The 20051-nt window shown below is 64.1% G+C and carries 17 protein-coding genes; 7 read left to right on the top strand and 10 right to left on the bottom strand.

Translation table 11 applies throughout. The features are described 5' to 3' along the window. Nucleotides 1-107: 107 nt before the first annotated feature. The gene (pmbA, locus tag AC05QJ_RS06565) at nucleotides 108-1454 is read right to left on the bottom strand and encodes a metalloprotease PmbA (RefSeq protein WP_476746149.1); all 1347 of its coding nucleotides are present in this window, start codon (nucleotides 1452-1454) and stop codon (nucleotides 108-110) included. 111 nt (nucleotides 1455-1565) lie between these two features. On the opposite strand from pmbA, the gene yjgA reads away from it, so the two are divergent. After that, nucleotides 1566-2087: a ribosome biogenesis factor YjgA gene (gene yjgA, locus AC05QJ_RS06560; RefSeq protein WP_476746148.1), complete on the top strand. Its 522-nt coding sequence runs from the start codon at nucleotides 1566-1568 to the stop codon at nucleotides 2085-2087. 42 nt (nucleotides 2088-2129) lie between these two features. Here the strand turns inward: yjgA and tldD are convergent, their stop codons facing one another. From tldD to mreB, 8 genes are all read right to left on the bottom strand, one after another. Beyond that, nucleotides 2130-3569: a metalloprotease TldD gene (gene tldD, locus AC05QJ_RS06555; RefSeq protein WP_476746147.1), complete on the bottom strand. Its 1440-nt coding sequence runs from the start codon at nucleotides 3567-3569 to the stop codon at nucleotides 2130-2132. A gap of 2 nt (nucleotides 3570-3571) precedes the next feature. Further along, nucleotides 3572-4423, bottom strand: coding sequence for a carbon-nitrogen hydrolase family protein (locus AC05QJ_RS06550; RefSeq protein WP_476746146.1), 852 nt, complete (start codon nucleotides 4421-4423; stop codon nucleotides 3572-3574). 9 nt (nucleotides 4424-4432) lie between these two features. Beyond that, nucleotides 4433-8245: a YhdP family protein gene (locus AC05QJ_RS06545; RefSeq protein ID WP_476746145.1), complete on the bottom strand. Its 3813-nt coding sequence runs from the start codon at nucleotides 8243-8245 to the stop codon at nucleotides 4433-4435. Between the two features lie 88 nt (nucleotides 8246-8333). After that, nucleotides 8334-9791 carry a ribonuclease G gene (gene rng, locus AC05QJ_RS06540; protein WP_476746144.1) on the bottom strand — a complete coding sequence of 486 codons (1458 nt, stop codon included), beginning with the start codon at nucleotides 9789-9791 and terminating at the stop codon, nucleotides 8334-8336. An 83-nt stretch (nucleotides 9792-9874) separates the two neighbouring features. Then, a complete protein-coding gene (locus AC05QJ_RS06535) occupies nucleotides 9875-10483 on the bottom strand; it encodes a Maf family protein (RefSeq protein ID WP_476746143.1) in 609 nt (202 codons plus the stop codon). Nucleotides 10484-10520: 37 nt separating this feature from the next. Continuing rightward, entirely contained in the window at nucleotides 10521-11009 is a 489-nt protein-coding gene (mreD, locus tag AC05QJ_RS06530; protein ID WP_476746142.1) for a rod shape-determining protein MreD, read from the bottom strand. Next, nucleotides 11009-12022 carry a rod shape-determining protein MreC gene (gene mreC / locus AC05QJ_RS06525; RefSeq protein ID WP_476746141.1) on the bottom strand — a complete coding sequence of 338 codons (1014 nt, stop codon included), beginning with the start codon at nucleotides 12020-12022 and terminating at the stop codon, nucleotides 11009-11011. The genes mreD and mreC overlap by 1 nt, the downstream gene beginning before the upstream one ends. 183 nt (nucleotides 12023-12205) lie before the next feature. After that, nucleotides 12206-13243, bottom strand: coding sequence for a rod shape-determining protein MreB (gene mreB / locus AC05QJ_RS06520; protein ID WP_008371426.1), 1038 nt, complete (start codon nucleotides 13241-13243; stop codon nucleotides 12206-12208). A 196-nt stretch (nucleotides 13244-13439) separates the two neighbouring features. Between mreB and gatC the strand changes: the two genes are divergently transcribed. The 6 genes from gatC (at nucleotide 13440) to AC05QJ_RS06490 (ending at nucleotide 18621) form a co-directional block, all read left to right on the top strand. Then, nucleotides 13440-13727, top strand: coding sequence for an Asp-tRNA(Asn)/Glu-tRNA(Gln) amidotransferase subunit GatC (gatC, locus tag AC05QJ_RS06515; RefSeq protein ID WP_476746140.1), 288 nt, complete (start codon nucleotides 13440-13442; stop codon nucleotides 13725-13727). Nucleotides 13728-13743: 16 nt separating this feature from the next. Next, entirely contained in the window at nucleotides 13744-15195 is a 1452-nt protein-coding gene (gene gatA / locus AC05QJ_RS06510) for an Asp-tRNA(Asn)/Glu-tRNA(Gln) amidotransferase subunit GatA (protein ID WP_476746139.1), read from the top strand. 11 nt (nucleotides 15196-15206) lie between these two features. Continuing rightward, on the top strand, nucleotides 15207-16652 hold the full coding sequence (gene gatB, locus AC05QJ_RS06505; RefSeq protein ID WP_476746138.1) for an Asp-tRNA(Asn)/Glu-tRNA(Gln) amidotransferase subunit GatB: 1446 nt from the start codon (nucleotides 15207-15209) through the stop codon (nucleotides 16650-16652). Nucleotides 16653-16750: 98 nt separating this feature from the next. Beyond that, nucleotides 16751-17122: a septal ring lytic transglycosylase RlpA family protein gene (locus tag AC05QJ_RS06500; protein WP_476746137.1), complete on the top strand. Its 372-nt coding sequence runs from the start codon at nucleotides 16751-16753 to the stop codon at nucleotides 17120-17122. Nucleotides 17123-17186: 64 nt separating this feature from the next. Then, nucleotides 17187-18230, top strand: a complete 1044-nt coding sequence (locus tag AC05QJ_RS06495; RefSeq protein WP_476747881.1) for a calcium/sodium antiporter — start codon at nucleotides 17187-17189, stop codon at nucleotides 18228-18230. A gap of 10 nt (nucleotides 18231-18240) precedes the next feature. Beyond that, entirely contained in the window at nucleotides 18241-18621 is a 381-nt protein-coding gene (locus AC05QJ_RS06490; protein WP_428581022.1) for a carboxymuconolactone decarboxylase family protein, read from the top strand. Nucleotides 18622-18645: 24 nt separating this feature from the next. Here the strand turns inward: AC05QJ_RS06490 and AC05QJ_RS06485 are convergent, their stop codons facing one another. Next, entirely contained in the window at nucleotides 18646-20007 is a 1362-nt protein-coding gene (locus AC05QJ_RS06485; protein WP_476746136.1) for an amino acid permease, read from the bottom strand. Between the last annotated feature and the right edge of the window lie 44 nt (nucleotides 20008-20051).

Here is a 20051-nt window from a genome sequence, read left to right as displayed (position 1 = left end):
ATATTCATTATTAATTGATAAATAGAATCAGTTCAAGCTCGTTTCAGCGGAAACAAAAAAGCCCGGCACAAGGCCGGGCTTTCAGGTCGATCCGGAAAACTGGAAAATCAGCTGCCCGCGACGGTCATCCGCTCGATCAGTACCGAGCCTGTGTGGATGTTGCTGCGGGTTTCTAGATCGCTACCGATCGCTACAATCTGCTGGAACATGTCTTTCATATTGCCGGCAATCGTCACTTCCTGAACGGCAAACTGGATCTCGCCGTTTTCCACCCAGTACCCTGCCGCCCCCCGGGAATAATCGCCCGTAACCATGTTCAGGCCATGGCCCATCAGTTCGGTGACCAGCAATCCGCGGCCCATGCGACGAATCAAGGCAGCCTGGTCTTCCACCCCGTGGGTGACGAACAGGTTGTGCACGCCGCCAGCGTTGGCCGTACTCGGCAGGCCCAGCTTGCGACCGGAATAGGTACCCAGCACATAGGAAATCAGATGCCCGTTTTCGACGAACGGTTTTGCGTAGGTCGCCAGACCATCACCGTCGAACGCAGCACTGCCCAGCGCCCGCGGCAGGTGCGGACGCTCGTCGAGTGTCAGCCAGGCCGGGAACAGGCGCTGGCCAATGGTGCCTTCCAGGAAGGACGACTTGCGGTAGAGGTTGCCGCCGGAGATAGCCGACAGGAAGCTGCCAAACAGGCCGCCGGCCAGCTCCGCGGAGAACAGCACCGGCACTTCGCAGGTGGGCACCGGACGCGCACCCAGGCGGCTGGCGGCACGCTGGGCAGCGCGCTGGCCGATACTGCGCGGATCCGCCAGCAGCTCACCCTGGCGATTGACGTCGTACCAGTAGTCGCGCTGCATCTGCCCGTCGCCCTCGGCGATCATCACGCAGCTAAGGCTGTGCCGGGTCGACGCATAGCCGCCGATAAAGCCGTTGCTGTTGCCGTAGACACGGCAACCCTGGTGCGTATTGAGGGTCGTACCGTCGGCATTCTTGATTCGCGCGTCGGCCTCGAAAGCCGCCGCCTCGCAGGCCAGGGCCTTCTCGATGGCCTGTTCAGGCGTGATCTCCCAGGCATGATAGAGATCGAAGTCTGGCAGCTCGCGGGCCATCAGCGCCGGATCAGCGAGCCCTGCGCAATCATCTTCGGAGGTGTGCCTGGCGATCGCCAGAGCAGCGGCGACGGTCTCGCGGATCGCCTCGCTACCGCTGGCCGAGGTGCTGGCCGAGCCCTTGCGCTGACCCACGTAGAGGGTGATGCCAAAACCCTGGTCACGGTTGAACTCGACCGTTTCCACTTCGCGCTGGCGCACCGAGGTGGACAACCCCTGCTCCAGCGATACCGCCACTTCGCAGGCCGTGGCGCCCTGGCGCTTCGCTTCGGCGATGATCTGCTCGACCTGCTCCTGCAAGGCCGGCAGGGCTTGCGGACCTACGCTCTGGACTGCACTCATGGTTCTCTCCACTCAAATTCTACGTTCAGCCGGGACCGTCGATGCGCGACCGGGCCGGACAAGCGGGCCCCGACTGGTTATCATGGCGGCGATTCTCAGCGGACTGCCCCCATGGTTGATTCTTACGACGACGCCTTCAATGGCGAAAAAAGCAAAACCCAGGTCAAGCGCGAGCTTCAGGCCCTGGTCGATATGGGCGAGCGCCTCACGCTGCTCAAGCCCGACACCCTGGCCAAGCTGCCTCTGACCGACGAGCTGCGCAAAGCGCTCGAAGAACACAAGAAGCACACGGCCAACGAAGCCAAGCGGCGTCACCGGTCGTTCATCGGCAAGCTGATGCGCGATCAGGACCTCGACGCGATCAATGCCCTGCTCGAACAACTCGACGCCTCTACCCGCCAGTACAACGAGCGTTTCCACAACCTGGAACGCTGGCGCGACCGCCTGATCGAAGGCTCCGACGAGGTCCTGGAGAAATTCGTCCAGGAATACCCGGAAGCCGATCGTCAGCAACTGCGCTCGCTGATCCGTCAGGCCCAGCACGAGCAGAAGACCAACAAGCCGCCAAGCGCCGCACGCAAGATCTTCAAGTACATCCGCGAACTCGACGAAGTCCAGCGCGGCCTGCGCTGATCTCCGCCGCCGGACGGGCACCCTGCCCGTCCGGCTTCATCCTCATGCGCCCGTGCCACCCACGGTGATCGCATCGATCTTCAGGGTCGGCTGGCCGACGCCGACCGGCACCGACTGACCGTCCTTGCCACAGGTACCCACGCCACTGTCCAGCGACAGGTCGGTGCCGACCATCGACACCCGACTCATCGCCTCGGGGCCATTGCCGATAAGGGTTGCGCCCTTGACCGGGGCAGTGATCTTGCCGTCTTCGATCAGATAGGCCTCGCTGGTGGAGAACACGAACTTGCCGCTGGTGATATCCACCTGGCCGCCACCGAGGTTGGCGCAGTACAGGCCACGCTTGACCGACGCAATGATCTCCGCCGGGTCGCTTTCGCCGGCACGCATGTAGGTGTTGGTCATGCGCGGCATCGGCAGATGCGCATAGGATTCGCGACGGCCGTTGCCGGTCACGGCCATGCCCATCAGGCGAGCGTTGAGCTTGTCCTGCATGTAGCCGACCAGCTTGCCGTTCTCGATCAGGGTGGTGCATTCGGTCGGCGTGCCTTCGTCATCGACGCTCAGCGAGCCGCGACGCCCTTCCAGCGTACCGTCGTCGACGATGGTGCACAGGCTCGAGGCAACGCTTTCGCCGATTCGTCCGCTGTAGGCCGAACTGCCCTTGCGGTTGAAGTCCCCTTCCAGGCCGTGACCGACAGCCTCGTGCAACAGCACCCCGGACCAACCGGAACCCAGCACTACCGGCAGGGTTCCCGCCGGCGCCGGCACCGCTTCGAGGTTCACCAGCGCCTGGCGCAAGGCCTCGCGAGCGAAGCCCATGACCCGCTCTTCAGTGAAATAACGGTAATCGGTTCGTCCGCCGCCGCCGTGGCCACCACGCTCGCGGCGTCCGTTCTGCTCGACGATGACGCTGACGTTGAAGCGCACCAGCGGGCGGATGTCTGCGGCAAGGCTGCCATCGGCGGCGGCGATCAGGATGCGTTCCCAGACCCCGGCCATGCTCACCGTGACCTGCTGGATACGCGGGTCGAGGGCGCGAGTGGCGGCATCGACGCGCTTGAGCAGGTCGACCTTCTCCGCCCGGCTCATGACCTCCAGCGGGTTATCCGGGGCATACAGCGCGGTAATGCCCTGGCTCTTGAAGGCCTGGACCGTACCGTTCTGGCCAGCACGGGAAATCGAGCGGGCGGCGCGGGCGGCGGAGGTCAGCGCCTCCAGGTTGATGGCGTTGCTGTAGGCGAAGCCGGTCTTTTCGCCCGACTGGGCACGCACCCCGACACCCTGGTCAAGGTTGAAGCTGCCTTCCTTGACGATGCCGTCTTCCAGCGCCCAGGACTCCGAAATCTGGCCCTGGAAGTACAGGTCGGCGGCGTCGATGCCCGGCCCCGCCAGCTCGCCCAGCACGCTCTGCAGGCTGTCGAGGGTCAGGTCGCCGGGGGTCAGCAGCTGCTCGCTGACTCGTGTTAACAACTCGCTCATAGTCACTCCGAGGTGTGCGCAGGCCGCAATGCGTCCTGCGAGAAAAAGCGCCGGTGCGAGGCCACCGGCATCCGCGCCCTGATGGACGCTTGTTCAGCGCTGTCGCGCGTGGCCAGCAATACGGCTTCGCCGCTGGCCTGTTCGGCGAGGATGCGTCCCCAGGGATCGACGATCGCCGCCTGCCCGTGGGTTTCACGCGGCCCGGGGTGGGTTCCGCCCTGAGCTGCGGCCAGCACATAACACTGGGTTTCGATGGCGCGGGCGCGGATCAACACCTCCCAGTGGGCCGCCCCCGTAACCGCGGTGAACGCCGCCGGTGCCGTGATCAATTCCGCTCCAGCCTGGCGCAACGCGCTGTAGAGCTCAGGAAAACGCAGGTCATAACAGACCGTCAGTCCCAGCTTGCCCACCGGCGTATCAGCCACCACCACGTTGGCGCCGTGGGCGTAGTCGTCCGACTCGCGATAGCGGCCACGGTTGTCGGCCACGTCGACATCGAACAGATGAAGCTTGTCGTAGCGGGCAGCCAGCTCGCCGTGCTCGTCCACCAGCAGGGAGCAGGCATGGGCTTTGGCCTCGGGCTGGTCGACGGGCGGTAGCGGCAGCGTGCCCGCCACGATCCATAACCTGAGGTCGCGTGCGGTCTGTTTCAACCATGGCAGGATCGGTCCCTCGCCCCGCGCTTCGGCCAGGCCGATCGCTGCGCTGTCGCGTCGGCCCATCGCGGCGAAGTTCTCCGGCAACACCGCCAGCCGCGCTCCGCCGCTCGCCGCCTGCTCGAGCAAGGCGTGGGCCCGCTGCAGGTTGGCGGCGATATCGTCCTGGCTGACCATCTGAATGACCGCGAAGCTCATGTCGGTGCCTTAGTTGGATTTTTCGAAGGGTTTGACGAAGGTCATTTTAGGCTCTTTCACCGGACCCTCGACGCGATAGTGCACACTGGCGTAGCGAGCCACGCGATCGCCCAGCAGCCGGTCCACCAGGAACAGGGCCCCGCCGACTGCCGGCGCGCCGACGATCAGCGCCGCCAGCGGCAGGTTGTTGGTGACCGGCAGGGTCACCATCAGGTTGGCGTCGACCCGATCACGCACCATGTCCAGGGTGCCATCCAGTTCGAAATTGCTCGACGGACCGGTGACAGCGATCGGCTCGCGGGTGACGTACACCCCCTCGCTGGCCACCAGCAGGCCCTTCACCCGGTCGTAGCTGAGGCCTTTGCCGAACAGATCGGTGAAATCCAGGCGCAGGCGGCGGCCGATGGAATTGAAGTTGAGCAGGCCGAATACCCGCAGGGCCTGGGCGCCGGCATCGACTTCGACGAACTGGCCGTTGTGCAGCACCGCGTCCATGTTGCCGGAGAAGCGTTTGAGGCTGACCCAGGCCGGCGAACCCTGCCAGCGTCCATCGACGTCCATGCGGAAATCCCGGCTGGTCACGGTGGGTGCAAAGCCCCACGCCTTGAGTACATCCGCCAGGTTCTTGCCTTCCAGGCGCCCCTTGTACCAACTGCCACTGGCGCCCGGGACGCCTTCCCAGCCAGCGCTGCCATCTACCAGCAGACCTTTGAGATTGAGGTCGAGATCGTTGAACGCCGTGCCTTTGGCGGTAGGGCGCACCTTGAACGCCAGGCTGCCCAGCAGATCGTCTCCCCGGAACAGCTTGTCGATGCTCAGGTCCACCGCCGGGATCTTGCGTGGGTCTACCGAGGCCAGCGGGTCGGGCGAATCCGGCGAAGCCTCCTCGGCGGGGTCGGCGGCGGGCAAATGCAGCGTCTGGATGTTCACGGCGATGGGTGCTGCCTTGGCATCGGGGATGCGGGCATTGCCGATGACTTCCTGACTGTCCAGGCGCAAGGCCCAGTTGTCAGCGTTGCGATCAAGCCGTACTACGGCCTGGTTGAGGTCGAGACTGTAGGCCTTGAGCTTGCCGATGCTGAGGTCTGCCCCACGGAGGAATTGCCGGGCGCTGCCACTGGGGTCATCGCCAGCAAGGCTGCCGACCTGCTTCTGCCACGGCTCGATGTCGAGCTCGGCCACCTTGCCTCGCACCCGCAACCCTTGGCCGGGAGGCAATTGCGGCGTACCACCACCGAGCAGCAGTTCGCCACGCCCCTGGTCCAGCTTGCCGGCAGGCGCCGCATAGGCCATGGCCGCCAGATCGGCATACGCGGCATCGAAACGCCGCTCGCTGCCTTGCAGGGTCATGCGGAACTGACTGTCACGGGTGTCATTGGCGGCCTTGCCGAACGGGGCCGGAAGATCGACCGCCAGCCCCTTGAGGTTCGAATCGACGCTGAGCAGATTGTCGCGACTGCCCAGCGACACCTGCAGCTGATACGGGATCTCGCCGGAGACCGGCAAAGCCTGGTTGAATTTAAGCCAGTCCGTCAGGGACTTCAGGGCGATCTGCCCTTTGGCGGCGATGCGCGTCTGCAACTGACCGGGCTTGCCCTCGGCGAAAATCTCCGCCGTGATCGGTTTGTCGAAGGCCCTGGCGGTGATATTCCTGCCGCTCAGGCCTTTGTCCAGGTCGAAACGGAAATCGCCCTTGAGCTGGCTCAGCTCCAGCGCAGGCTCGGCAAGCTTGAGCCGAGACTGGTCGGCACTGAAATCCACCACCACCTTGGGCGCCACATCGTGGGCCAGCGGGATGTCGAGCTTCACCGAGCCTTTCAGAGCGCCCTCGCCTTCCCAGCCGGCGAAGGTGGCACCCGTGCCGATCGGAGCATCCTGGAGAATCTTCAGGCCGTCACCCAGCCCTCCCTCGAAGTCACCGTCCAGATACAGGTGGCTGTGCTCGCCCTCGTCGACATGGGGGATATCTACCATCACGTTGCTGACCCGGGTATCGAGCAACTGCCCGGTACTGGCCTTGACCCGCACACCGTGATCGTCGATGAACACCTCGCCGTCCACCTGGCTGACCTGGGGCCAGCCCGGCTGGAAGTCCAGCGCCGCGTCGTGAACCTTGAAGAACAGGCTGATGCTGCGGGCATGGGCCGGCGCACCGTGGTTGAGCGAGCCCTGGTACTGGAAGTAACCCTCGTCCACCGCGCCCTTGAGGATCGCCGTGCGCAGCCAGTGATCCACTGACGGGCTGAGCACTTCTGGCAGGTATTTGGGCGTGTAGCGCCCATCGCCATCGACCAGGCCTACCCGCAGGTCCATGTAGTCTTCGGCACCTTCGGCGAACAGCAGACGGATCAGGAAGTCGCCGGCAATCTTGCCCTCCTCGCCCAGTACCTTGAGGTACGGCGCGACGAGGGTGAATCCCTCCTTGTCGAGCGTCCAGGTAAGGCGTGCGTTGGCCTTCAGGTAATACCAGGGTTCGGCGAAGATCGGCACCAGATGCAGCATGAACTTGTCGGTATCCAGTCGTAGCTCGCCATGCCCCAGGTCACCGCTGATACTGCCGCTGACATTCCCCGCCGCCGGTGCGCCGTGGTAGCCATCGAAGCCGACCCGGTCGAGATTGGCAGCGAAACCGAACATCCGGGCGCCTTCGACCTGCGGCCGGACTTCCAGGCGAACGTTGCGCAGGCCACCGGTGACCTTCAAGCCATCGACCACTGCCATCCCCTGCGCCGGCAGCGGGCCGAGTGCCTGGATATACGGGGTCAAGGGTGTCAGGTCGAGACGGTCGGCCTGGATCTCCCACAACTCGCCGTCCTGTTCAGAGGTGCCTCGGGCAATCTGCAGATGGGACTCCCAGCGTGTTTCGCCGAGGTTCATGGCCAGGGAGTCGACGGTGATCTTCAGGTCTTCGTCGTTGCGCCGCACCCAGGCGCTGAGGGCCAGATTATCGATAGTGGCGGGCTGGCGCTCGCCATAGGCGCCTCGCAGCCGTGGCGCGTTAAGGCGTAGCGTGGCACTTTGCACCCGCCCCTTGCCCCAGCCAACCCAGAGCTCACCCCCTGCGCGCAACTCCGACAGTTGCCATTGACCCAGCAAACGGGCGGGCAGCCATTTCGCCCAATCGCTCTGGGGCAGGCTGGCATAGGCATCGACTTCACCGTCGCGCCATTGCGTCGGGCGGATCCGGCTTTTCAGGCTGAGGGCCATGGGCTGGCCGTCGGGCAGGGTCAGCCGGGCGTCCAGACGCTGACGCACACTGCCGGTCTTCAGGCTCAGGCCGACATAGGTCAGCGTCATCGGATCATGATCGAAGGGCTCCAGCGTCACCTGGCTGTCGAGCACCGAGACTTTCGACACCACCTGCATGCGCCGCAGCAACTGCTCGACATCCAGCGGCTGGTCATCCTGGACCGGCAGGCCCTTGAGCGACCATTGACCTTGCTCGTCTTCGTGCAGGTTGAGCTGCAGCCCACCCAGTTCGACGCTGGCCAGACGCAGCTCGCGGCGGGTGAGGCTGGCCCAGAGATCGGGCACCACCTTGACCGCGTCGAGGCGCAACGCCGCGGTGCCCTCTCCCAACTGCACATCGCGCACGACCAGGATCGGTGCGAGACCACTCCAGCGTCCCTCCAGCGCGCCGATGTGCACCGGCATGCCCAGGCTGGCCTCGGCCTTGTCCTGGACTTCATCACGGTATTCGGCAACCAGCGGTGTCAATTCGCGGCCGAGGCTGACATACAGTGCAACCAGTACCGCCAGCAGTGCGCCGGCGCTCAACCCCCAGCGGGTCAAAGCAGCCAGAACGCGGATCAGACGCTCCATCGCAGTGGCCCCCCGAGTCGTCCCATAACTATGGCCCGACGTGCAGCGTTTGCCAGCGCGAAAGAAACAGCCATGACATCAAAGCCAATCAGAGCAGCACCACATCGTATTGTTCCTGGGAATACATGGACTCCACCTGGAAGCGAATGGTTCGCCCGATAAAGGCTTCGAGTTCGGCGACGTTCCCCGATTCTTCGTCCAGCAGGCGGTCCACCACCTTTTGATTGGCCAGCACTCTATAGCCTTCTGCCTGGTAAGCGCGCGCCTCACGGAGAATTTCGCGGAAAATCTCGTAGCAGACTGTTTCCGGGGTCTTCAGCTTGCCCCGGCCCTGGCAACAGATGCACGGCTCGCACAGCACCTGCTCGAGGCTTTCGCGGGTGCGCTTGCGCGTCATCTGTACCAGGCCCAGCTCGGTCAAACCGATGATGTTGGTTTTCGCGTGGTCGCGCTCAAGCTGCTTTTCGAGCGTCCTCAGGACCTGACGCTGGTGCTCTTCATCTTCCATGTCGATGAAGTCGATGATGATGATCCCACCGATATTGCGCAGGCGCAGTTGCCGGGCAATGGCGGTGGCCGCTTCGAGGTTGGTCTTGAAAATGGTCTCTTCAAGGTTGCGATGGCCGACGAACGCACCGGTGTTGACGTCGATGGTGGTCATCGCCTCGGCCGGATCCACCACCAGATAACCGCCGGACTTGAGCGGTACCTTGCGCTCCAGCGCACGCTGGATTTCATCCTCGACGCCGTACAGGTCGAAGATCGGCCGCTCACCAGGATAATGTTCGAGGCGATCGGCGATTTCCGGCATCAGTTCGGCGACGAACTGCGTGGTTTTCTGGAAGGTTTCCCGGGAGTCGATACGGATTTTCTCGATCTTCGGGTTGACCAGGTCACGCAGGGTACGCAAGGCCAGGCCCAGGTCTTCGTAGATTTCGGTCGGCGCCCCCACGGTCTTGATCTGCGCGCCGATCTGGTCCCAGAGGCGGCGCAGGTAGCGGATGTCCATGAGAATTTCGTCAGCCCCGGCGCCTTCCGCCGCGGTGCGCAGAATGAAGCCGCCGGAGTCCTGGATGTTCTCCTGGGCGACGCAGTCGCTGACCACCTGCTTCAGGCGCTCGCGCTCGGCTTCGTCTTCGATCTTCAGGGAAATGCCGACATGCTTGGTACGCGGCATGTACACCAGATAACGGGACGGGATCGACAATTGGGTGGTCAGGCGAGCGCCCTTGGAGCCGATAGGGTCCTTGGTGACCTGCACCACCAGGCTCTGCCCCTCGTGCACCAGTGCGCTGATGCTTTCGACGGTGGTGCCTTCGCGCAGGGAGATTTCCGAGGCATGGATAAAGGCTGCACGCTCCAGGCCGATATCGACGAATGCGGCCTGCATGCCCGGCAACACGCGCACGACCTTGCCCTTGTAGATATTGCCGACGATGCCGCGACGCTGGGTCCGCTCGACGTGGACTTCCTGGAGGACGCCGTTTTCCACCACCGCCACGCGGGATTCCATCGGTGTGATGTTGATCAGAATCTCTTCACTCATGGCAGGCTCTCGTCAAAAGTCTTTGCGGTAATGATGGATTGCCCGGCGATCGGTGGCGAGCAATGAACGGCGTCAGTACATCCTCATTCTGCTGCTGGCAGCCCCTGCCAGCAGGCAATGCCGAAACCGGCGAGCAACTCGGCGGTTTCGGCGACCGGCAGGCCGACCACGCCGGAGTAGCTTCCTTGCAGCCCCTGGACGAACACCGCACCGAGCCCCTGGATGGCGTAGGCGCCAGCCTTGTCGCAGGGCTCGCCACTGGCCCAGTAAGCCTTGGCGCGCTGTTCGCTGATGGTATTGAAGGACACCCGGCTGATGATGCACAGGCTTTCGGTGCGCTGACCATCGGTGATCGCGACGGCCGTCAGCACTTCATGCTCACGGCCGGACAATGCCGCCAGCATGGCCAGGGCGTCGTCGCGATCGACCGGTTTGCCGAGAATCCGGCCATCGAGCACCACGGCAGTGTCGGCCCCCAGTACCGCCAGGGGTTCGGCGGCACCGCTGGCGGCGAGCAGCGCCAGGCCAGCAGCCGCCTTGCCGCGCGCCAGGCGCTCGACATAGGCACCGGCCTGTTCATTGGGCAGCGGGGTTTCGTCGATCGAGGCACTGACGACAGTGAAGGGAATGCCGATCTGGGTCAGCAACTCACGGCGCCGAGGCGAACCGGAGGCCAGGTACAGCGGGGTCATTCGACTTCTCCCTGTCAGCGTCGGAATGCGGGGTGTATCAGTAGATGCTCAGGCGGCTGCGCAGGCCGCGCAGACCGAAGCTGATCCAGGGCCAGAGCAAGGCACTGGTCACCGCCGGCCAGATCAGCGCCAGGGTCGGCTGGCGGTTGCCGGTCAAGGCGCTGAGCCAGAGCTGCACCAGTTGCGCAACACCGAAGACCACCAGGATCGTCAGGCTTTGCTGCCACATGGGGAACATGCGCAAGCGCTGTTGCAGGCTGAGCACCAGGAAGGTGATCAGGGTCAGCACCAGAGCGTTCTGGCCCAGCAAGGTGCCATACAGCACATCCTCGGCCAGGCCCAGCAGAAACGCCGTGGTCATGCCGATCCGGTGCGGCAGGTTCAGCGTCCAGAAAGACAGCAGCAGCGCCAGCCAGAGCGGGCGGAAGATGTCCATGAACGGCGGCATCGGCCAGACGCTGAGGAGCAGGCCGATCAGGAAGGTCAGCCAGACCACCCAGCCATTCTTGCCATGGGTAGTGACCATCAGTGTCTCTCCCGGGACGGGGTCGTGGGCGTGCCCTGGGCAGCGGGCGCGGTAGCCGGGGCGGTCGCAGGGGCAGTCGTCGGCGCATGGGGGGCCGCCGGCGTAGCGCTGGCCGGGGCGGCAGGCGTTGCCGGCGCAGAATGAGCGGGATCGGCGGCGGGAGCCGGGTGACCGAGAGCATCTTGCACCTGGGCCTGGGCGGCATCGTTGGCGCGCTCTTCCGGGGTCCGGCTGTCGCTGAACACCAGCAGCAGGTAACGGCTGCGGTTCAGCGCAGCCGTGGGCACGGCGCGGACAATGGCGAACGGCTGACCGGAATCGTGGATCACTTCCTTGACCGTCGCTACCGGGTAGCCCGCGGGGAAACGCTGGCCCAGGCCGGAACTGACCAGCAGGTCGCCTTCCTTGATGTCGGCGGTATCGGCGACATGACGCAGCTCCAGGCGCTCCGGGTTACCCGTGCCGCTGGCAATGGCACGCAGGCCGTTACGGTTGACCTGTACCGGAATGCTGTGGGTGGTGTCGGTCAGCAACAACACCCGCGAGGTGTACGGCATCAGCTCGACCACCTGCCCCATCAGACCACGGGCATCGAGCACCGGCTGGCCAAGGACCACACCATCACGCTCACCCTTGTTGATCAGGATGCGGTGGGTAAATGGATTCGGGTCCATGCCGATCAGTTCGGCGACCTCGACCTTCTCGTTGACCAGTGCCGACGAGTTGAGCAACTCGCGCAGGCGGACGTTCTGTTCGGTCAGGGCGGCCAGTTTCTGCAGGCGGCCTTGCAGCAGCAGGGCTTCGGTCTTGAGCTTTTCGTTTTCGGCGATCAGCTCGGTGCGGCTGCCGAACTGGCTCGCGACGCCCTGCCACAAACGCAGCGGGAAATCGGTGATGGTGTAGGACTGCATCAGTACCAGGGACATCTGGCTGCGCACGGGTTTGAGCACGGTAAAGCGGGCATCGACCACCATCAGGGCGATCGACAGCACGACCAGCACGAGCAGGCGCACGCCCAGCGACGGGCCCTTGGCGAAAAGCGGTTTAATAGGCCGCTCCTCGTTGACGACGGTTCAGGAGGTCATTCATAAGGCAACGCACCGGCCTGGCTTGCGGATGGAAGTAGAGACGTCCAGACGGACAGCCCGGTCTACAGGCTAGCCGTAAACCGGGCGACAAGGTTGCGATCCGGCGAATCACTCGCTGGAGAGCAGGTCCATGGTGTGTTTGTCCATCATTTCCAGGGCGCGGCCGCCACCACGGGCGACGCAGGTCAGCGGGTCTTCGGCGACGATCACCGGCAGGCCGGTTTCCTGGGCCAGCAGCTTGTCCAGGTCGCGCAGCAGCGCGCCGCCGCCGGTCAGCACCAGGCCACGCTCGGCGATGTCGGACGCCAGTTCCGGAGGCGATTGCTCCAGGGCGCTCTTGACCGCCTGGACGATGGTCGCCAGGGATTCCTGCAGCGCTTCGAGCACTTCGTTGGAGTTGAGCGTAAAGGCACGGGGTACGCCTTCGGCCAGGTTGCGACCGCGGACGTCGACTTCGCGCACTTCGCCGCCCGGGTAAGCGGTACCGATTTCCTGCTTGATACGCTCGGCGGTGGATTCGCCGATCAGGCTGCCGTAGTTGCGGCGCACGTAGGTAACGATGGCTTCGTCGAAGCGGTCGCCGCCGACACGGACGGACTCGGCATAGACCACACCGTTCAGGGAGATCAACGCGATTTCGGTGGTACCGCCACCGATATCGACGACCATCGAGCCACGGGCCTCTTCAACCGGCAGGCCGGCACCGATGGCTGCGGCCATGGGCTCTTCGATCAGGAATACTTCGCGGGCACCGGCACCGAGGGCCGATTCGCGGATGGCACGGCGCTCGACCTGGGTCGATTTGCACGGCACGCAGATCAGCACGCGCGGGCTGGGCTGCAGGAAGCTGTTTTCGTGAACCTTGTTGATGAAGTACTGCAGCATCTTTTCGCAAACGCTGAAATCGGCGATCACGCCGTCCTTCATCGGACGAATGGCAGCGATGTTGCCGGGGGTACGACCCAGCATGCGCTTGGCTTCGGTACCGACGGCGACGACACTTTTCTGGTTGCCGTGGGTACGGATGGCCACAACCGAGGGCTCATTCAGGACGATACCGCGCTCACGCACGTAAATAAGGGTGTTGGCAGTGCCCAGGTCGATGGAAAGATCGCTGGAAAACATGCCACGCAGTTTCTTGAACATGGGAAAGGGACCCTGGCAACGCGTGGGTAAAAAAGTGCGGCAAACTCTAACAATGACGGGGATTTTGGGCAAGGCGCCAATATGTTAAATTGGCGGTTTTTCCGAGCAGGCCAGCACATGATCGGCCCTTATGACCGCGTGTGCGCCAGCATGTTCCTCAGCGGACCACTTCCGTTTTTTTCCCCAGGAGATTCCCATGGCGCTTGAACGCTGCGATGTGGAAAAGATCGCTCACCTGGCCCGTCTGGGCCTGAACGAAGCCGATCTGCCACGCACCACCGATGCCCTGAATAGCATTCTGGGACTGGTCGACCAGATGCAAGCCGTCGACACCTCCGGCATCGAGCCTCTGGCCCACCCTCTGGAAGCCAGCCAGCGCCTTCGTGCCGACGTTGTAACAGAAAGCAACCAACGGGACAGCTACCAGGCCATCGCACCGGCGACGGACAGCGGCCTGTACCTGGTTCCGAAAGTCATCGAGTAAGGGAATAGAGCCTGCCATGCATCAACTCACCCTGGCCGAGATCGCTCGCGGACTCGCCGACAAATCCTTTTCCTCCGAAGAGCTGACCCGCGCGCTGCTGGCCCGCATCCACCAGCTCGATCCGCAGCTCAACAGCTTCATCAGCGTCACCGACGACCTGGCCATCGCCCAGGCCCGTGCGGCCGACGCCCGTCGCGCCGCCGGCGAGAGCGGTGCCCTGCTCGGTGCGCCGATTGCCCACAAGGACCTGTTCTGCACCGAGGGCGTGCGCACCAGTTGCGGCTCGAAGATGCTCGACTCGTTCAAGGCCCCCTACGACGCCACCGTGGTCAGCAAGCTGGCCGAAGCCGGCGCCGTGACCCTGGGCAAGACCAACATGGACGAATTCGCCATGGGGTCGGCCAACGAATCCAGTCACTACGGCGCGGTGAAGAACCCGTGGAACCTGGAGCACGTACCGGGCGGTTCGTCCGGTGGTTCGGCCGCTGCCGTCGCCGCACGCCTGCTGCCGGCCGCCACCGGCACCGACACCGGCGGCTCGATCCGCCAGCCCGCCGCGCTGACCAGCCTCACCGGCCTGAAGCCGACTTATGGTCGCGTTTCGCGCTGGGGCATGATCGCCTACGCGTCGAGCCTCGACCAGGGCGGCCCGATGGCCCGCACCGCCGAGGACTGCGCCCTGCTGCTGCAAGCCATGGCCGGTTTCGACCCGAAGGACTCCACCAGCATCGACGAACCAGTCCCTGACTACAGCGCCGGCCTGAACGGCTCGCTGCAGGGCTTGCGCATCGGTCTGCCGAAGGAATACTTCGGCGCCGGTCTCGATCCGCGCATCGCCGAGCTGGTCCAGGCCAGCGTCAAGGAGCTGGAAAAGCTCGGCGCGGTGATCAAGGAAATCAGCCTGCCGAACATGCAGCACGCGATCCCGGCGTACTACGTGATCGCACCGGCCGAAGCCTCGTCCAACCTGTCCCGCTTCGACGGCGTGCGCTTCGGCTACCGCTGCGATAACCCGAAAGACCTCACCGACCTGTATAAACGCTCCCGCGGCGAAGGTTTCGGCAGCGAAGTACAGCGCCGGATCATGGTCGGCACCTACGCCCTGTCGGCCGGTTACTACGATGCCTACTACCTGAAGGCCCAGAAGATCCGCCGCCTGATCAAGAACGACTTCATGGCCGCCTTCGAAGGCGTCGACGTGATCCTGGGCCCGACCACGCCGAACCTGGCCTGGAAGATCGGCGCCAAGAACGCCGACCCGGTCGCCGCCTACCTGGAAGACGTCTACACCATCACCGCCAACCTGGCGGGCCTGCCAGGCCTGTCGATGCCGGCTGGTTTCGTCGACGGCCTGCCGGTCGGCGTGCAGCTGCTGGCTCCGTATTTCCAGGAAGGCCGCCTGCTCAACGTCGCGCACCAGTATCAGCAAGTGACTGACTGGCACACCCGCGCACCTAACGGCTTCTGAGGGACAGACACATGCAATGGGAAGTTGTGATCGGGCTGGAGATTCATACCCAGCTCGCCACCCAGTCGAAGATTTTCTCCGGCAGCGCCACCACCTTCGGCTCCGAGCCGAATACCCAGGCCAGCCTGATCGACCTGGGCATGCCCGGCGTGCTGCCGGTGCTGAACCAGGAAGCGGTGCGCATGGCCTGCATGTTCGGCCTGGCGATCGATGCCGAGATCGGCCAGCACAATGTGTTCGCGCGCAAGAACTACTTCTACCCTGACCTGCCCAAGGGCTATCAGATCAGCCAGATGGAGCTGCCGATCGTCGGCAAGGGCCACCTGGACATCGCTCTGGAAGACGGCACCATCAAGCGCATCGGCATCACCCGTGCGCACCTGGAAGAAGACGCCGGCAAGAGCCTGCACGAAGACTTCAGCGGCTCCACCGGCATCGACCTGAACCGCGCCGGCACGCCGCTGCTGGAAATCGTCTCCGAGCCGGAAATGCGCAGCGCCAAGGAAGCCGTGGCCTACGTCAAGGCAATCCACGCGCTGGTGCGCTACCTGGGTATCTGCGACGGCAACATGGCCGAAGGCTCGCTGCGCTGCGACTGCAACGTGTCGATCCGGCCGAAAGGCCAGACCGAGTTCGGCACCCGCTGCGAGATCAAGAACGTCAACTCGTTCCGCTTCATCGAGCGTGCGATCAACAGCGAAGTCCAGCGCCAGATCGAGCTGATCGAGGACGGCGGCAAGGTCATCCAGGAAACCCGCCTGTATGACCCGAACAAGGACGAGACCCGCTCCATGCGCAGCAAGGAGGAAGCCAACGACTACCGCTACTTCCCCGATCCGGACCTGCTGCCGGTGGTGATCGAGTCGGCCTACCTGGAAGATCTGCGCGCCACGCTGCCGGAACTGCCGCCACAGAAGGTCGAGCGCTTCCAGAGCCAGTATGGCCTGTCGGCCTACGACGCCAACGTGTTGGCCTCCAGCCGCGAGCAGGCGGATTACTTCGAGAAGGTCGCAGCCATCGGCGGCGACGCCAAGCTGGCGGCCAACTGGGTCATGGTGGAACTGGGCAGCCTGCTGAACAAGCTGGGTGTCGAGATCGACCAGGCGCCGGTCAGCGCCGAGCAACTGGGCGGCATGCTGCTGCGCATTCGCGACAACACCATCAGCGGCAAGATCGCCAAGACCGTGTTCGAAGCGATGGCCGCCGGTGAAGGCGATGCCGACCAGATCATCGAGAGCCGTGGCCTGAAGCAGGTCACCGATACCGGTGCGATCGAGAAGGTCCTGGATGAAATGCTGGCGGCCAACGCCGAGCAGGTCGAGCAGTACCGCGCAGCGGACGAAGCCAAGCGCGGCAAGATGTTCGGCTTCTTCGTCGGCCAGGCAATGAAGGCATCGAAGGGCAAGGCGAACCCGCAACAGGTGAACCAATTGCTCAAGAGCAAGCTCGAAGGCTAAACCGCGTTGCCTTCAATTGCTGGCAAGCCAGCTTCCACAGGTAAACCCTGTGGGCGCTGGTTTGCCAGCGATCAGCCCTCAAGGAGCATCAGACCTAAATGTGGCGTCCCCTGAGCGCCTTGGCGCTGTTCACCCTCCTTGCCGGCTGCGCCAGTCACGACGTCGACCCGCGCGGCTACGACGAAACCGGCACTGCATCCTTCTATGGCGCCCGCCATCACGGTAAACGCACTGCCAGCGGCGAACCGTTCAACCAACATGGCCTGACCGCCGCCCATCGCAGCCTGCCATTCGGCACGCGGGTGAAAGTCACCAACCTGAAAAACGACCGTTCCGTCGTCGTCCGCATCAACGACCGCGGCCCGCATACCCGTGGGCGCCTGATCGACCTGTCCCGTGCTGCCGCTCAGCAACTGGACATGATCCGTAGCGGAACGGCGCGAGTCCGGGTACAAAGCCTGAGCGACTGATCCTGTTTTCTGGAGCACGACCATTTTCGACCTGGCCGCCTTACCCACCTTCAGCCTGCTGCAACTGGTCAGCGGCCTGATCCTTCTGATTCTCGGTGCCGAACTCCTGGTTCGCTCAGCGCTGCGCGTCGCCGCCAGCCTGCATGTCCGGCCGCTGATCATCGGCCTGAGCCTGGTGGCCTTCGGCAGCAGCGCCCCGCAACTCACCGTCAGCCTCCAGGCCGCCTACACAGGCGCCCCGGACGTGGCCGTGGGTAGCGTGATCGGCAGCAACATCTTCAACATTCTGGTCACACTCGGCCTGGCGGCACTGATCATTCCGCTGCGGGTTTCGCGGCAACTGGTGCGCCTGGATATCCCGCTGATGATCGGCGCCAGCCTGCTGGTCTACCTGCTGGCACTCAATGAAGTGCTCGGCGCCTGGGAAGGCATCCTGCTGCTGCTCGGGCTGGTGGCCTACCTGGCGATCCTGTGGCGTCAGTCACGGCATCACGCCCGCATCCACCCGGCACCTGGGCATCAGCCAGACAACCGCCTCGGCTTCTGGCTCGGCACCCTGCTGCTGATGGCCCTCGGCCTCGGTCTGCTGAGCCTGGCCGGGCACCTGCTGCTGGAAGCGGCGGTGGAAGTGGCCGTGGACCTCGGCCTGTCGGAACGCATCATCGGCCTGACCGTGGTGGCGGTGTGCACTTCGCTGCCGGAACTGGCCACCTCGCTGATCGCCGCCGTGCGTGGCGAGCGGGAGATGGCCGTGGGCAACGTCATCGGCAGCAACCTGTTCAACCTGCTGGCCGTGCTCGGACTGACCGCAGTGCTGGCCCCGGAGCCACTGTCCATCTCGCCCAACGCCCTGGATTTCGACCTCCCGGTAATGCTCGGTGTCGCCGCCCTGACCCTGCCGGTGTTCTATTCCGGCCACCGGGTCACCCGCGCCGAGGGCCTGGTGTTTCTCTGCCTCTATCTGGCCTACGGCCTGCACGTGGTGGCCTTCACCACCGGCATGCCGCTGGCCAACCGCCTGGAGCAACTGATGTTGTTCTATATCCTGCCAGCCCTGGGGGCCGTACTGCTGTTCACGACCCTGCGCGCCTGGCGCCGCCAACACTAAGGAAAAAAAGATGGGCGATACGAAGAAGACTGGCGAACAGGTTCGGCGCCAGGTCATGGGCGATGTATTCGTCGACCGCGCGCTGGGCAATGCCACCGAGTTCACCGCGCCGTTGCAGGAATTCGTCAACGAACACGCCTGGGGCAGCGTCTGGAGCCGCGAGGGCCTGCCGCTCAAGACCCGCAGCCTGATCACCCTGGCCGCCCTGACCGCACTCAAGTGCCCACAGGAACTCAAGGGCCATGTGCGCGGCGCCCTGAACAATGGCTGTACGGTGGAAGAGATTCGTGAAGCCCTGCTGCATTGCGCAGTCTATGCGGGCGTGCCGGCGGCGATCGATGCTTTCCGCGCGGCCCAGGAAGTGATCGACGCCTGGCAACAGCAAGGCTGAACGATCACCCCCGGAACGGGGCCGTCAGGCGTTCGCCTTGCGGCCCTTGGTCACTTTGTAGACCGCCCACAGCACCAGCAGCCAGACCGGAATCAGCTCGACGGAAATGCGGTTGTTTTCGCTCATCCACATCACCACCAGGATGAAGCCCAGGAACGCCAGGCACAGGTAGTTGGTCAGCGGATAGCCCAGGCTCTTGTAGAAGGTGGTCTGCCCCGCAGCCGCCTTGGTCTTGCGGAATTTCAGGTGGGTGATGCTGATGATCCCCCAGTTGATCACCAGCGACGACACCACCAGCGACATCAGCAGGCCGAAGGCCTCGCGCGGCATGAAGTAGTTGATGCCCACGCACAGACCGGTGGCCAGTGCCGAAACGCCCAGCGCCACCAGCGGCACGCCCTTGGCGTTGACCTTCAGCAGCTCCCTCGGCGCATCGCCCTGGGTCGCCAGGCCGAACAGCATGCGGCTGTTGCAATACACACAACTGTTGTAGACAGACAGCGCGGCGGTGAGCACCACCAGGTTCAGCACGCTGGCGACCACGTTGCTGTCCAGGTCATGGAAGATCATCACGAACGGGCTGCCGCCGGAGACAACTTTCGCCCACGGGTACAACGCCAGCAGCACCGCCAGGGCGCCGATATAGAACAGCAGGATGCGGTAGATCACCTGGTTGGTGGCACGCGGGATGCTGTAGCGCGGATTGTCGGCTTCGGCCGCGGTGATGCCCACCAGCTCCAGGCCGCCGAAGGAGAACATGATCACCGCCATGGCCATCATCAGGCCGGTGACGCCGTTGGGGAAGAAGCCGCCGTGCTGCCACAGGTTGGCGACGCTGGCGTCAGGCCCGCCGTTGCCGCTGAACAGCAGGTAGCCACCAAAGCCGATCATGCCGAGGATGGCCGCGACCTTGATCAGCGCGAACCAGAACTCCATCTCGCCGTAGACCTTCACCTGGCTGACGTTCATCAGGTTGATGATGACGAAGAAGACCGCCGCCGTGGCCCAGGTCGGGAACTCAGGCCACCAGTACTGGACATAGATGCCCACGGCGGTCAGTTCGGCCATGCCCACCAGGACGTACAGCACCCAGTAGTTCCAGCCCGACATGAAGCCGGCGAAGGGTCCCCAGTAGCTGTGGGCAAAGTGGCTGAAGGTGCCGGAAACCGGCTCCTCGACCACCATCTCGCCCAGTTGCCGCATGATGAAGAACGCGATGATGCCGGCGATGGCGTAGCCCAGCAGCACCGACGGGCCGGCCATCTGGATGGTCTCGGCGATGCCCAGGAACAGGCCCGTACCGATGGCCCCGCCCAGGGCGATCAGCTGGATATGACGGTTTTTCAGCCCGCGGTGCAAGCGCTCGGGCGTGATCTGGTCTTGCATTGAGTGTCCTCAGACGTAGGAGGCAGTGTTGTTGTAAGTGCGCA

This window comes from Pseudomonas sp. TUM25319, from assembly GCF_056388475.1.
This window is presented reverse-complemented; position numbering and strand designations above follow the sequence as displayed.

Bases quoted from the DNA above. Each gene is read 5' to 3' on its own strand.
- rng (WP_476746144.1), bottom strand. From the start codon at position 9,791: ATGAGTGAAGAGATTCTGATCAACATCACACCGATGGAATCCCGCGTG.
- mreB (WP_008371426.1), bottom strand. From the start codon at position 13,243: ATGTTCAAGAAACTGCGTGGCATGTTTTCCAGCGATCTTTCCATCGAC.
- gatB (WP_476746138.1), top strand. From the start codon at position 15,207: ATGCAATGGGAAGTTGTGATCGGGCTGGAGATTCATACCCAGCTCGCC.
- AC05QJ_RS06490 (WP_428581022.1), top strand. From the start codon at position 18,241: ATGGGCGATACGAAGAAGACTGGCGAACAGGTTCGGCGCCAGGTCATG.
- AC05QJ_RS06550 (WP_476746146.1), bottom strand. From the start codon at position 4,423: ATGAGCTTCGCGGTCATTCAGATGGTCAGCCAGGACGATATCGCCGCC.
- yjgA (WP_476746148.1), top strand. From the start codon at position 1,566: ATGGTTGATTCTTACGACGACGCCTTCAATGGCGAAAAAAGCAAAACC.
- AC05QJ_RS06485 (WP_476746136.1), bottom strand. From the start codon at position 20,007: ATGCAAGACCAGATCACGCCCGAGCGCTTGCACCGCGGGCTGAAAAAC.
- gatA (WP_476746139.1), top strand. From the start codon at position 13,744: ATGCATCAACTCACCCTGGCCGAGATCGCTCGCGGACTCGCCGACAAA.
- AC05QJ_RS06545 (WP_476746145.1), bottom strand. From the start codon at position 8,245: ATGGAGCGTCTGATCCGCGTTCTGGCTGCTTTGACCCGCTGGGGGTTG.
- AC05QJ_RS06500 (WP_476746137.1), top strand. From the start codon at position 16,751: ATGTGGCGTCCCCTGAGCGCCTTGGCGCTGTTCACCCTCCTTGCCGGC.
- pmbA (WP_476746149.1), bottom strand. From the start codon at position 1,454: ATGAGTGCAGTCCAGAGCGTAGGTCCGCAAGCCCTGCCGGCCTTGCAG.
- gatC (WP_476746140.1), top strand. From the start codon at position 13,440: ATGGCGCTTGAACGCTGCGATGTGGAAAAGATCGCTCACCTGGCCCGT.
- mreD (WP_476746142.1), bottom strand. From the start codon at position 11,009: ATGGTCACTACCCATGGCAAGAATGGCTGGGTGGTCTGGCTGACCTTC.
- AC05QJ_RS06535 (WP_476746143.1), bottom strand. From the start codon at position 10,483: ATGACCCCGCTGTACCTGGCCTCCGGTTCGCCTCGGCGCCGTGAGTTG.
- tldD (WP_476746147.1), bottom strand. From the start codon at position 3,569: ATGAGCGAGTTGTTAACACGAGTCAGCGAGCAGCTGCTGACCCCCGGC.